The sequence below is a fragment of the Micromonospora sp. NPDC051227 genome, assembly GCF_044455385.1.
Classification (GTDB): Bacteria; Actinomycetota; Actinomycetes; order Mycobacteriales; family Micromonosporaceae; genus Micromonospora.
The window spans coordinates 57,702-70,557 of the sequence record NZ_JBITET010000009.1 but is presented as its reverse complement, the minus strand read 5'-3'; the positions used below and the strand labels follow the sequence as shown (position 1 = coordinate 70,557).

The 12,856-nt window shown below is 71.9% G+C and carries 12 protein-coding genes; 3 read left to right on the top strand and 9 right to left on the bottom strand.

Annotated elements, in window-relative coordinates:
• Window positions 1-6: 6 nt before the first annotated feature.
• From ACIA47_RS21885 to ACIA47_RS21865, 5 genes are all read right to left on the bottom strand, one after another.
• Window positions 7-846 (bottom strand): hypothetical protein, encoded by an 840-nt coding sequence (locus tag ACIA47_RS21885; protein WP_396710232.1) that lies wholly within the window; start codon window positions 844-846, stop codon window positions 7-9.
• A 170-nt stretch (window positions 847-1,016) separates the two neighbouring features.
• Window positions 1,017-3,077 carry a 3-hydroxyacyl-CoA dehydrogenase NAD-binding domain-containing protein gene (locus ACIA47_RS21880; RefSeq protein WP_396710230.1) on the bottom strand — a complete coding sequence of 687 codons (2,061 nt, stop codon included), beginning with the start codon at window positions 3,075-3,077 and terminating at the stop codon, window positions 1,017-1,019.
• Window positions 3,074-4,270, bottom strand: coding sequence for a thiolase family protein (locus ACIA47_RS21875; RefSeq protein ID WP_203124738.1), 1,197 nt, complete (start codon window positions 4,268-4,270; stop codon window positions 3,074-3,076). The genes ACIA47_RS21880 and ACIA47_RS21875 overlap by 4 nt, the downstream gene beginning before the upstream one ends.
• 269 nt (window positions 4,271-4,539) lie before the next feature.
• Window positions 4,540-5,874: a ribonuclease D gene (locus ACIA47_RS21870; RefSeq protein WP_396710228.1), complete on the bottom strand. Its 1,335-nt coding sequence runs from the start codon at window positions 5,872-5,874 to the stop codon at window positions 4,540-4,542.
• 95 nt (window positions 5,875-5,969) lie between these two features.
• Window positions 5,970-6,542 carry a DUF3000 domain-containing protein gene (locus ACIA47_RS21865; protein WP_396710226.1) on the bottom strand — a complete coding sequence of 191 codons (573 nt, stop codon included), beginning with the start codon at window positions 6,540-6,542 and terminating at the stop codon, window positions 5,970-5,972.
• A gap of 149 nt (window positions 6,543-6,691) precedes the next feature.
• Here ACIA47_RS21865 and hemE point away from each other — a divergent pair, with 149 nt between their 5' ends.
• From hemE to hemQ, 3 genes are read left to right on the top strand one after another with little or no spacing between them, the layout of a single operon-like run.
• Entirely contained in the window at window positions 6,692-7,843 is a 1,152-nt protein-coding gene (gene hemE, locus ACIA47_RS21860) for a uroporphyrinogen decarboxylase (RefSeq protein WP_396710224.1), read from the top strand.
• Window positions 7,844-7,849: 6 nt separating this feature from the next.
• Window positions 7,850-9,259: a protoporphyrinogen oxidase gene (hemG, locus tag ACIA47_RS21855; RefSeq protein ID WP_396710222.1), complete on the top strand. Its 1,410-nt coding sequence runs from the start codon at window positions 7,850-7,852 to the stop codon at window positions 9,257-9,259.
• Entirely contained in the window at window positions 9,256-9,957 is a 702-nt protein-coding gene (gene hemQ, locus ACIA47_RS21850; protein WP_112675622.1) for a hydrogen peroxide-dependent heme synthase, read from the top strand. The genes hemG and hemQ overlap by 4 nt, the downstream gene beginning before the upstream one ends.
• Window positions 9,958-10,122: 165 nt before the next feature.
• On the opposite strand, the gene ACIA47_RS21845 is transcribed toward hemQ, so the two are convergent.
• The 4 genes from ACIA47_RS21845 to ACIA47_RS21830 form a co-directional block, all read right to left on the bottom strand.
• Window positions 10,123-10,602 (bottom strand): GNAT family N-acetyltransferase, encoded by a 480-nt coding sequence (locus tag ACIA47_RS21845; RefSeq protein ID WP_396710220.1) that lies wholly within the window; start codon window positions 10,600-10,602, stop codon window positions 10,123-10,125.
• A 92-nt stretch (window positions 10,603-10,694) separates the two neighbouring features.
• Window positions 10,695-11,792 carry a lytic polysaccharide monooxygenase gene (locus ACIA47_RS21840; RefSeq protein ID WP_396710218.1) on the bottom strand — a complete coding sequence of 366 codons (1,098 nt, stop codon included), beginning with the start codon at window positions 11,790-11,792 and terminating at the stop codon, window positions 10,695-10,697.
• 118 nt (window positions 11,793-11,910) lie between these two features.
• Window positions 11,911-12,366: a GNAT family N-acetyltransferase gene (locus ACIA47_RS21835; RefSeq protein ID WP_091400664.1), complete on the bottom strand. Its 456-nt coding sequence runs from the start codon at window positions 12,364-12,366 to the stop codon at window positions 11,911-11,913.
• A gap of 81 nt (window positions 12,367-12,447) precedes the next feature.
• Entirely contained in the window at window positions 12,448-12,708 is a 261-nt protein-coding gene (locus ACIA47_RS21830) for a Prokaryotic metallothionein (protein WP_091400670.1), read from the bottom strand.
• Window positions 12,709-12,856: the final 148 nt, after the last annotated feature.

Genomic DNA, 12,856 nt, shown 5'->3' with positions numbered 1-12,856 from the left:
TATGGATCAGGACTGCTGCTCGACCTGGCCCCGGATCGTGGTGAACTCGGCCTTCGCCTGGTCGGCGGACTTGAAGTACATCACCACCATGCCCAGGCTGCCCCGGTCGGCCCAGACGCAGATGCCCAGCGGCACGGTGTCGGCCTTGCCGTCGCCGCAACGCGCCTCACCGCCGAGCGGGCCGGCGTCGACGGCCGTCATCTTGTTCACAGTCAGCTGCTTGGACAGGCCGTCCACATAGGCGTCGAGCTCCTTCTTCGGGTCCGACAGCAGCCCGGACACGCCCGCGATCATGACGAGGTCCTGCTTGGTCGGGTCGCCGTAGAAGGCGGCGACCGTGCTGGTCTCGTTCCCCGCCGCCGTCTTCATCCCGGCGACCGCCTGCTCGGCGGCCGTCAGGAGCTCCGGGTTGGTGAGCTTTGGCCGGTCGGCGAGGGTGGCCGGCGCGACCACCCGGGTCTTGCTGGCGTCCACCACGGCGCCCACGTCGTCCTTGACGACGAGCCAGGTGATCGCCGCGCCGCCGAGGCAGAGCACCAGCACCACTGCCAACACGATCAACACGATCTTGCCGATGTTCGACTTCTTCGCCGGAAGAGACCCCCCGGCCAGGTTCGGGTCACCGTACGGCTGACCCGGCTGCGCGGGTGGGAAGCCTGGCTGCGCGGGTGGGAAGCCTGGCTGCGCGGGCGGGAAGCCCGATTGCGCGGGTGGGAAACCACCGGGCTGCTGTGGGTGTCCCTGCTGCTGCGGCGCCGGCCAACCGCCAGGCTGCTGGCCCGGCTGCTGCGACGGGTCGGGGGAATCGTGCGGCGGGCCGTAGGGATTGGCCGGCGGCTGGGACATCAGTCAGCTCCAAGATGGGTGTGCAAAACGCGTGATCCTAACCCGGCGCGGCGCCCGCCGTCGTCCCCGCCGAAACCCGCAGCCAGCGATCGACTGATCACAAACGGTCGCGGTGGCCGGTCCGTCCACGAGGGACGGTCCGACCACCGCGACGGTGGTACAGGGATCGGTCAGGCGGGCAGGCTCGCCGCACCACGCGGCAGGAACCGCCGGCCGGTGACCCGCTCGGAGGTGCCGGTCCGGTCCAGGTACGGCGTGACGCCGCCCAGGTGGAACGGCCAGCCAGCGCCCAGGATCATGCACAGGTCGATGTCCTGTGCCTCGGCGACCACTCCCTCGTCCAGCATCAGCCAAATCTCCTGCGCGAGCGCGTCGAGGGCGTTCTGGCGTACCTGCTCGGCGGTCAACGGCTGGTCACCTACCACGAGCAGGGCGGCCACCTCCTCGTTGACCTGGTCGTCGACCACGATCGGCCGACCGGAGTCGGCGATCCGCTTGAGGTTCTCGCTGACCCCGAACCGGTCCGGGTACGCGGCGTGCAGGGTGCCGCCCACGTGGTACGCGACGGCCGGCCCGACCAACTGGAGCAGGGCGAGCGGACGCATCGGCAGGCCCAGTGGGTCCAGTGCGCTGTTCGCCACGTCCAGCGGAGTGCCCGCGTCGACGGCGGCGAAGACGGTGCCCAAAAAGCGGGTGAGCAGCCGGTTCACCACGAACGCCGGAGCGTCCTTGACCAGCACGCTCGACTTCTTGAGCTGCTTGCCCACCGCGAACGCGGTCGCCAGGGTGACGTCGTCGGTGCGCTCACCCCGGACGATCTCCAACAGCGGCAGCACCGCCACCGGGTTGAAGAAGTGGAAGCCGACCACCCGCTCCGGGTGCTCCAACTCGGCGGCCATCTCAGTGATCGACAGCGAGCTGGTGTTGGTGGCGAGCACCGCCTCCGGGGAAACGATCTTCTCCAACTCGGCCCAGACCTGCTTCTTGACGCCCAGGTCCTCGAAGACCGCTTCGATGACGAAGTCCGCGTCGGCGAAGGCGCTCTTGTCGACAGTGCCGCTGACCAGGCCGTACAGCTTGGCGGCGGTGCCCTTGTCCATCCGGCCCTTGGTGACGGCCTTCTCGATCTGGGTGTGCACGTAGCCGACGCCCTTGTCCACCCGGGACTGGTCGAGGTCGGTCATCACCACCGGCACCTGGAGGCGGCGGGCGAACAGCAGCGCCAGCTGGCTGGCCATCAGACCCGCGCCGACGATACCGACCTTGGTGATCGTGCGAGCCAGACCCTTGTCCGGTGCGCCGGCCGGGCGCTTGGCCCGCCGCTGCACCAGGTCGAACGCGTACAGGCCGCTGCGCAGCTCCTCGGAGAAGACCAGGTCCGCGAGGGCCTCGTCCTCGGCAGCGGTGCCGGCGGCGAAGTCGCCGTCCTTCGCCGTCTCCAGCAGGTCGAGCGCCTTGTACGCGGCCGGGACCGCGCCGTGCAGCCGCTGGTTCAGCGTCTCCCGGGCGAAGTAGAGCACGCCCGCCCACATGTCCTTGTCGACCTCGGGCCGGGTCACTGTGACCTGACCCCGGACCACGCCGGCAGCCCACTCCAGGGACCGCTCCAGGAAGTCCGCCGGCTCCAACAGGATGTCCGCGATGCCCAGCTCGGCCGCCTGCTTGGGCTTGAGCATCTTGTTCTGCATCAGCGGGTTCTGGATGATCACCTGTGTCGCGGCGGGAATGCCGATCAGGTTCGGCAGCAACTGGGTGCCGCCCCAGCCCGGCACCAGACCGAGGGAGACCTCGGGCAGCGCGAGGGCCGCCGTGCCGCCGGAGAGCGTCCGGTAATGGCAGTGCAGCGCCAGCTCCAGGCCACCGCCCATCGCCGCGCCGTTGACGAACGCGAAGGTGGGGACGCTGCTGTCCTTGAGCCGGGCGAAGACCCGGTGGCCGAGCCGGCCGATCTCCAGCGCCTGCGCGCGGTCGGCAAGCTGCGGCAGGCCGACGATGTCGGCGCCCACGCAGAAGATGTATGGCTTGCCGGTGACCGCGATGAACGCCGGGTCGGCGGCGAGCGCCGCGGTGATCGCCTCGTCCAGGCTGGCCAGCCCGCCCGGGCCGAAGGTGTTCGGCTTGGTGTGGTCGAAGCCGTTGTCCAGCGTGATCAGGGCGGCGGGCCGGTCCAGCCCCGGCACGTTCACCTGGCGCAGCAGCGCCCGGGTAACGACCTCGTTCGGTGCCTTCACTTGTTGCCACCCTCCCAGTGCGGGTTCTCCCAGATGACAGTGCCGCCCATGCCGATGCCGATGCACATCGCCGTGAGGCCGTACCGGACCTCGGGGTGCTCGGCGAACTGGCGGGCCAGCTGCGTCATCAGCCGCACGCCGGAGGAGGCCAGCGGGTGACCGATGGCGATCGCACCGCCCCACGGGTTGACCCGTGCGTCGTCGTCGGCGATGCCGAAGTGGTCGAGGAAGGCGAGCACCTGCACGGCGAACGCCTCGTTCAGCTCGAACAGGCCGATGTCGTCGATGCTGAGCCCGGCGAGGCGCAGCGCCTTCTCGGTCGACGGGATCGGGCCGACGCCCATCACCTCCGGCTCGACTCCGACGAAGCCGAACGACACCAGCCGCATGGCGACCGGCAGGCCCAGCTCGCGGGCGGTGGCCTCGTCGGCCAGCAGACTAGCTGTGGCGCCGTCGTTCAGGCCGGCGGCGTTGCCCGCGGTGACCTTGCCGTGCGGGCGGAACGGGGTCTTCAGCGTGGCCAGCTTCTCCAGCGAGGTGTCCCGCGGGGCCTCGTCCACTCCTGCCAGGCCCCAGCCGCCCTCCGCGTCGCGGATGGCCACTGGCACCAGGTCGTCCTGGAGCTTGCCGTTGGCGTACGCCTTCGCGGTCTTCTGCTGCGAGGCCAGCGCGAACGCGTCGGTGCGTGCCTTGGTGATGTGCGGGACCAGGTCGTGCAGGTTCTCCGCGGTGGAGCCCATCACCAGCGCGGACGGGTCGACCAGCTTCTCCGCGATGATGCGCGGGTTGGGGTCCACGCCCTCACCCATCGGGTGGCGGCCCATGTGCTCGACGCCGCCGGCGATGGCGATGTCGTACGCGCCCATGGCGATGCCGCTCGCGACGGTGGTCACGGCGGTCATCGCACCGGCGCACATTCGGTCGATGGCGAAGCCGGGAACGGTCTTGGGTAGCCCGGCCAGCAGGGCGGCGGTGCGGCCGATGGTGAGGCCCTGGTCGCCGATCTGGGTGGTGGCCGCGATGGCGACCTCCTCGACCCGCTCCGGGGGCAGCTGCGGGTTGCGACGCAGCAGTTCCCGGATGCAGCGGATCACCAGGTCGTCGGCGCGGGTGTTGGCGTACATGCCACCCGCCTTGCCGAACGGGGTACGGACGCCGTCGACGAAGACGACGTCGCGAACTTCACGGGGCACTTGAGCCTCCTATTCGACCGTGATTCGGCCTTCGCGCCGACGTGGCGCGCCGGACCGGACAAGGGTCGCCGACACGGGCACGTTTCCCTCGAATGCTACTCGCCAGTAACCAACCCCGTCCCCACCCCTGCCTGTGGCCCACCCCACACCACCCTCACCCGCCAGCCTCGGTCGATCATGAAGTTGTTGTCGAGACACGCCGGCCCGGTGACAACAACTTCATGATCAACGACAGCGGGTGACAGCAGGCGGGGGTGGGTGGGGGTTGGTCAGGGGTTGGGGGTTAAGGGTTGGGGGGAGAGGGCCTCGGCGAGGTCTGGGGTGAGGAGGTTGATCTGCCACTCGCGGGCGTTGAGGCCGCGCAGGGTCTCCGCTACCGACGCCTCGGTGATCTCCTCCGGCGGGGTCCAGGCCAGCCGGCGGACCGAATCCGGAGTGATCAGATTTTCCGGCGGAAGGTTGTGCTCGCCGGCGATGCGGATCACGACCTCCCGGCAGCGGGCCAGCCGACCGGCCGCCACCGGGTCCCGCTCGGCCCACCGGTGCGGCGGAGGCGGGCCCTCCACGGCCGGCGAGACCGGCAGGGAATCCTCCGGCAGCTGCCGCGCGTCGTCGAGCGCGGCGAGCCAGGTGCGGGCCAGCCGACGGACCGACCGACCACCGAAGCCGGGCAGGGTCAGCAGGGTCTTCTCGTCCTTCGGGTCCAGCTCGGCCGCGGCGATGATCGCCGAGTCGGGCAGCACCCGACCGGGAGCGGCGTCCCGCCGGGCCGCGATCTGGTCCCGGGCGTACCACATCGAGCGGACCCGGGCCTGGGCCCGCGCCCCCCGCAGCCGGTGGATGCCCGAAGTGCGCCGCCACGGCTCCGCCCGGACCCGGGGCGGGCGTGCCCCGGTGCGGACCAGCGCGGCGAACTCCTCCGCGGCCCAGGCCGACTTGCCCTGCCGGGTCAACTCGGCGTCCAGCGCGTCGCGCAGGTCGGTGAGCAACTCCACGTCGAGCGCGGCGTACGTCAACCACGACTCGGGCAGCGGTCGGCTCGACCAGTCGGCCGCCGAGTGGTGCTTCTCCAGGGTGAAGCCGAGCAACTGCTCGGTGAGCGCGGCAAGCCCGACGCGTTCGAAGCCGGCCAGTCGAGCCGCCAGCTCGGTGTCGAACAGTCGGCGCGGACGCAACCCCACCTCGGCCAGACAGGGCAGATCCTGGCTGGCCGCGTGGAGGACCCACTCGGCCTCGCCGATCACCGCGTCCAGCGCGCTGAGGTCGGGCAGGGGCAGCGGGTCGATCAGCGCGGTGCCCGCACCGGCCCGGCGCAGTTGCACCAGGTACGCGCGCTGGCTGTAGCGGTAGCCGGAAGCGCGCTCGGCGTCCAGGGCGACCGGGCCGGTGCCCGCCGCGAAGCGGGCCACCACCTCGGCAAGCTCGGCCGGGGCGGCCACCGGATCGGGGGTGCCGTCACGCGGGGCGATCAGCGGAACGGGCCCACCGTCGGCCGGGTCGGCCCCCTCGCCCGCCGGCTGCGGCTGGGCCGACTGCGGGTGCTGGGGTGCGTTTCCCGGAAGTTCTTCGGTGGGCCGACGGCGCAGGGGTGGTTCGTCGGTCACCTGACAACCCTAGTGCGCGCGGAGATCCGGCGGGTGCAGCCGGTCCGGCGTGTGTCGATCAGGTGTCCGCAAAGTGTCGTTCCGAGGGCCGAACGTCAGGCTGCGCCGGCCGGGCGGCGGTCGGAGAGGGCGGTGACGCCGGGTGGGGGGAGACCGGCGGTGGAGGCGAGCAACGCGCACCAGCCGAGCAGGTGTGGGGTCAGGTCGTCGTCGATCGGCGTCCAGGACGCGCGGATCTCGATGTCACCGATGGTCGGTGGCCCGGCGAGATCGCCGAACCGGGTCGACATGGTCTGCGTCACCGTTCCGCCGATCGCCCGGTGGCCGGCGTCCTGGGCGTCCAGTGCGTCGGTCAGCCACGTCCAGCCGACCCCGGGCAGCAGCGGGTCGGCGGCCAGATCGACCTCCAACTCGGCGCTCACGTAGGTGACCAGCCGCAGGGTGCCCTGCCACGCCTCGTGCCCGACCGGGTTGTGCAGCAGGATCAGCCGGCCGGTAGCCACCTCGTCGTCGTCGCGCAGCACGGTCGCGGCGAGCGCGAACGCGTACGGGGCCAGCCGCTGAGGGGCGCCGACCTCCTCCAGGGTGATCTCCGGCCGCGGGGCGGCCGACCGCAGCCCGGCGACCGCGCGGGCGAACGTCTCCGGGAGCGCGATCGGGGGGGCCATGTCGGCAGCCTATGCCGCCGTCCGCCCCCCGCTTCGACGGCGCGCCGACGCTCACCGAGGGGCCCTCGCTTCGACTCCGAGGCAAGGAACGGTGCCCTTCCTCTCACCCCCACCCGGTCGGGGGTGGCGGGCGTGGCACGATTGCGGCGATGACCACGGACACCACGGGCACTGTCGCCCGAGACGGAGAATCCCGCCCCGGCGGACCGGCCGACTCGCCCTTCATCAGGGCCTGCCGACGTCGGCCCGTTCCGCACACCCCGGTCTGGTTCATGCGCCAGGCCGGCCGCTCCCTGCCGGAGTACCGGGAGATCCGGGCGAGCGTGCCGATGCTGGAGTCCTGCCGCCGACCGGAGCTGGTCACCGAGATCACCCTCCAGCCGGTGCGCCGACACGGCGTGGACGCGGCCATCCTGTTCAGCGACATCGTGGTGCCCGTCGCCGCGGCCGGGATCGACCTGGACATCGTGCCGGGCACCGGCCCGGTGGTCGCCGAGCCGATCCGCACCGCCGCCGACGTGGAGCGGATCCGCCGGATCACCCGCGACGACGTCTCGTACGTTGACGAGGCCGTCCGGCAGTTGGTGGTCGAGCTGGGCGACACCCCGCTGATCGGTTTCGCCGGCGCGCCGTTCACGCTGGCCAGCTACCTGGTCGAGGGCGGGCCGTCGCGCACCCACGCCAAGACCAAGGCCCTGATGTACGGCGACCCTGAGCTGTGGCACGCGCTCTGTGCCCGCCTGGCTGAGGTGACGTTGGCCTTCCTGCGGGTGCAGATCGAGGCCGGCGTCTCCGCCGTGCAGCTGTTCGACTCGTGGGCTGGCGCGCTCTCCGAGGCCGACTACCGCCGTTTCGTGTTGCCGCACTCGACCACCGTGCTGAGCGGGCTGGTCGACGACCGCTCCGGGTCGGGGCGCGGCGACAGACGCGCCGAGTCGGAGCGGTCGCACGCCGGGGTGCCCCGGATCCACTTCGGCGTGGGCACCGCCGAACTGCTCGGCGCGATGGGCGAGGCCGGGGCCGACGTGGTCGGCGTCGACTGGCGTACGCCGCTGGACGTGGCCACCGGCCGGATCGGCGCGGACAAGGCGGTGCAGGGCAACCTGGACCCGTGCGTGCTGCTCGCGCCGTGGCCCGTTGTCGAGGCCGAGGTGCGCCGCATTCTTGAGCAGGGCCGGGCGGCCCCCGGGCACGTGTTCAACCTCGGCCACGGGGTGCTGCCGGAGACCGACCCGGAGGTGCTGACCCGGGTGGTCGCGCTGGTGCACGAGCTGTCCAGCCGCCGAGCCGACCAGGGCTGACCGGGAATGCGGCAGCCCTGGCGGGTGGCGGTGGTCGGCGGCGGGATCGCCGGTCTGGCCGCCGCGGTCCGCCTGCGCGACCGCGCACCGGCCGGCACCGAGATCACTGTGTACGAGCAGTCCGGCGTGCTGGGCGGAAAGCTGCGCACCGGGGAGCTGGCTGGTCAGCCGGTGGAGTTCGGCGCGGAGTCGTTCCTGATGCGCGACCCGACCGGCGCCGAGAGCGCGGCGGTGGCATTGGCCCGCCGGCTCGGATTGGCCGAGAAGATCGTGCACCCCACGGTGGGGCAGGCCGCGCTGGTCATCGACGGGGGGCTGCGCCCCATCCCGGGCGGCACCCTGGTGGGCGTACCCGGGGATCTGGAACGGGTGGCCGCTGTCGCCCGCCCGGCCGCGGACGCCGACACCGACGGCGGCCGGCCGCTGGTCGGGCCGGACGCGGACGTCTCGGTGGGCGCGCTGGTCCGGTCCCGCTTCGGCAACGAGGTGGTCGAGCGGCTGGTCGACCCGATGCTGGGCGGCGTGTACGCGGGCCGTGCCGACGATCTTTCCCTGGTCACGACGATGCCGGCACTGGCCCGCACGGCCCGGGTGGAGCACACCCTGGTCGGCGCGGTCCGGGCCGCGCAGGCCGCCGCGCCGCGTGCGCCCGGCGCCCCGGTCTTCGGCACCCTTGCTGGCGGGCTGAGCACCCTGGTCGAGGCGGCGGTGACGGCCAGCGGCGCGACGGTACGGCGGGACGCCGCCGTGCGCGAGTTGACAGCGACCGGCACCGGCTGGCGGCTCACCGTCGGCCCGACCCGCGACCCCAAGCTGGTGGACGTGGACGCGGTGGTGCTGGCGGTGCCGGCGCGACCGGCGGCGCGGCTGCTCGCCGGCCCCGCGCCGGCGGTGGCGGCGGGCGTTGGCGCGCTGGACTACGCGAGCGTCGCGCTGGTCACCATGGCGTTGCCGCAGCCGCGACTGCCCGAGCTGTCCGGCTTCCTGGTGCCGAGCACCGAGGGCCTGCTGATCAAGGCGGCGACCTTCTTCACCACCAAGTGGGGGCACCTGCGCCGGCCGGACGGGTTGGCAGTGGTGCGCGCCTCGGTGGGCCGGTACGGCGAGGAGGCGCACCTTCAGCGCCCCGACGCGGACCTGGCGGCGACAGTGCACCGGGAGCTGTCGGCGGTGCTCGGCACGCCGCTGCCCGCCCCGGTCGACGGGCACGTGCAGCGGTGGGGCGGTGCGCTGCCGCAGTACGCGCCGGGGCACGCCGACCGGCTCGGCGCCGCGCGGACGGCGCTGCGGGCCGCGCACCCCACAGTGGTCCTCGCCGGCGCCGGTTACGACGGCGTCGGCATCCCGGTTTGCGTCCGCTCCGGCGAGACGGCGGCCGAAGAGATCATCACAGCACTGGGAGGATCGGCGAGATGACCGAGCAGACCAACGCGGCCCGGTTGCGGGAGCTGAACGACAGCATCCGCTACACCATGTGGTCGGTGTTCCGGGCCAGCTCCCCGCTGCCGTCGCTGCGGGACAACGTCACCGGCGAGGTGGTGTCCCTCTTCGACGAGCTGGCCGGCAAGGACGTGGTGGTCCGGGGCGTGTACGACGTCTCCGGGCTGCGCGCCGACGCGGACGTGATGATCTGGTGGCACTCCGCGTCCCCCGACGCGCTCCAGGACGCTTACCTGCGGTTCCGCCGCACCACGCTGGGTCGGGCGCTGACCCCGGTGTGGTCGCAGATGGCGCTGCACCGGCCGGCCGAGTTCAACAAGAGTCACATTCCGGCGTTCCTGGCGGGTGAGGAGGCCCGCCCCTACATCTGTGTGTACCCGTTCATCCGCTCCTACGAGTGGTACCTGCTGCCCGACGCCGAGCGGCGCGAGATGCTGGCCGAACACGGCAAGATGGCCCGCGGCTACCCGGACGTGCGGGCCAACACGGTCGCCTCGTTCGCGCTCGGCGACTACGAGTGGATGCTCGCCTTCGAGGCCGACGAACTGCACCGGATCGTCGACCTGATGCGGGACCTGCGCGCCTCCAGCGCCCGCCGGCACGTCCGCGAAGAGGTCCCGTTCTACACCGGCCGCCGCCGTTCGGTAGCCGAGATCGTCAACTGCCTGGTCTGACGCCCGCCGGCCCCCACCCCGCCCCTGCCCTGCCCCGCCCTGCCCTGCGCTGCGCTGATCTTGCAGTTTCTGTCCCGGCGAGAAGGGCATAAGCCGCGATCGGGCGACCGAAAGTGCAAGATCGCGGGAAGGCGGGGGTGCGGGTCGGGGAGGGTGGGTGCGGGGTCAGAGGGGGCGGAGCATGACCTGTTCGCCGTCGGGCGTCAGGTTGCCCGGCTCGTCGGTCATCCGGAAGCCGGCGCGGCGGTAGAGGGCCTTCGCTCGCGCGTTGTCCGGCATGACGTTGAGGCGCAGCCGGTCGGCGCCGGCCCCGCGGGCCCACTGCGCCACCTCGTTCACCAAACGGTCTGCGACACCCTTGCCGCGGGCGTCGGGGTGCACCCACATCGAGATCAGGTCCATCATCAGCGGGTCCGGCGTGGGTACACCGCTCGACATCCCGACCGGGCGCCCGTCCAGGACGGCCACCAGGTCGTGGGAGTTGGGGATGCTCAGCCGGTCGCGCCAGCGTTGCTCGCGGTCGCCGTCGCCCTGCCAGTCGGCGAGCCGGGAGCCGAACGCTCCCGGTGCCTCGGTGAGGGCGGCCAGCCGCAGTTCACGCCAGGTGGGCCAGTCGTCGGGGGTGAGCAGCCTGATCTCGATCATGCGGGGCATGGTGCCCGGACGGACTGCCGGGCACCACCGCATTCCCGCCGGCCGGCGCCGCACCCCCGCCCGGGTGCGGCGCCGGACGGGGATCAACTGGTCGTCGTGCAGGAGACCAGCGGAACCGGGTTGCTGCCGTTCCACGAGCCGAGGAAACCGAACGTGGTGCTCGCTCCGGCGGCAAGGGTGCCGTTGTGGTTCGCGTTACGTGCGGTGACCAGCGTGCCGTTGGCGCCGACCGTCGCGTTCCACGACGAGGTGACCTGCTGGCCGTTGTTGTAGTTCCAGCTCACCGACCAGCCTCGGGTGGGTGAACCGCCGGCGGTCACCTTCACCTCGGCCTGGAAGCCACCGGACCACTGACCAGTCACCTGGTACGTCGCCGTGCAGGCACCGGCCGGCGGCGGGGTGGTCGGCGGGGGCGTGGTCGGCGGCGGGGTGGTGGGCGGCGGGGTCGTCGGCGGGGGCGTGGTGGGCGGCGGGGTGGTCGACCCGCCGCCGAAGTCGACGTCGCTGCACAGGTAGTACGACTGGTCCAGGTGGCTCGCTTGCCAGACGGTGTAGACGATGTGCCGTCCGGTGCGTCCCGGTGCGTTCACCGGGATCTGGATCGAGACACCACCGGTGTCCGGGTCCCACTGGGAGGCCGGGGTGTTACCGATCTGGCCGGCCAACTCCAGGTTGCCCCAGCCGAGCGGTTGGGTGGCGGAGTTGAAGCCCTGCTTCGTCACGTACACCCTGATGTAGTCGGCGCCGTGGCTGGCCTGGTCGAAGAAGCGGAGCCGGAAGTTGTTCGACACCGACGTGGTCTTCCAGGCACCGACGGTGTCCAGCGCGTTGTAGCGAGGGCTCTGGGTGCGTCCGCCGCTGCACAGCTGGCCGTCGGGCACGGCGGCCTGGTGGTTGCCTCCCACGCCCTCGCGGAACAGGCCGTTCCAGTTCCACATGGCGGCCGGGTCGGCCTGCCAGGCCTGCCAGCACATCGGGTCCTCGGTGGCCATCCGGGGGTTCTGGAAGTCGCCGCCCCAGCGTTGCCAGCAGCTGTAGTTACGCGAAGCCGGGTCGACGACCGAACCATGCGCCGAAGCGGACTTGGGCAGCATGGTGGTCAGTGCGGTCGTCAACAAAAGCGTGATGGTCGCCATGATGGCGAACAACCAGAGCACACGTCGTGATCCGGTGAAAGACATGGAGCCCCCGGGGGGATGAGGTCGGACGTCGACACCCAGATCGCCGGGAGTTGCCCACTCCCGTGCCTAATCGCTGGCTCCCGCGATGGCTCTACCCGGCACCATGCCAGCTCGATCGTCAGCCGTCAATGGCATCGCGTCGCATCGGCGTGTGCGGGATGCCGTCCTCGACGTACTCGGGGCCGCTGACCGCGAAGCCGTGCCGGGTGTAGAACGCGACCAGGTGCGACTGGGCGTCCAGCACGCAGGGTCGGTTGCCCACCACCTCCAGCGCCGCCGTCATCAGCCGGCCGGCGTGTCCGCCGCCGCGCGCCGCCGGGGCCACCACGACCCGACCGATTCGGGCGACACCGTCCGGGTCCGCCAGAATCCGCAGGTACGCCAGCGGCGCGCCGCCGTCGGTGAGCCAGACGTGCCGGGTGCCCGGCTCGACGTCCCGCCCGTCCAGCTCCGGATACGGGCAGTTCTGCTCCACCACGAACACGTCGATGCGCAGTTTGAGCAGGTCGTGGAGGGTGCGGGCGTTCAGGTCGGCGAAGGAGGCCGTCCGTAGCTCGGTGGTCTGCTGGGGCATCCAACGATGGTAGGTCGGGCGGGTTCACCTGAGGCCCGCCCGGTCGGGTACGAGGTAGGTGGCGGCGGCCGGGCGGGCGCGTCAGGCCGGGCGGGCGCCGACCGCGTCGCGGATCTCGGCGCCCACCGCGCCCTCGACGGCGCGGGCGCAGTGTGCGCAGCAGAAGAAACGGCCATTGACCTCGACGCCGTGCCCGACGATCTTGACCTGGCAGTGCTCGCAGATCGGTGCCATGCGCTGGATCGCGCACTCGAACGAGTCGAAGGTGTGCACGTCGCCGCTGACGGTGTGCACTTCGAACGCCATCCAGTAGTCGTTGCCGCAGACCTCGCAGGTTGCCACCGAAAACCTCCGTTAAGTGAACAAGTGCCTACAGAATCTCCCAGACAGCCCTGACGTGGGGGCGGAACGTCGAGGCCTGGCCACGCCGACGGCGTGTCGGCGTCGGCGTGTTGCCCGTTATGCCGGGTGAACCGCCGCAACCCCCGGA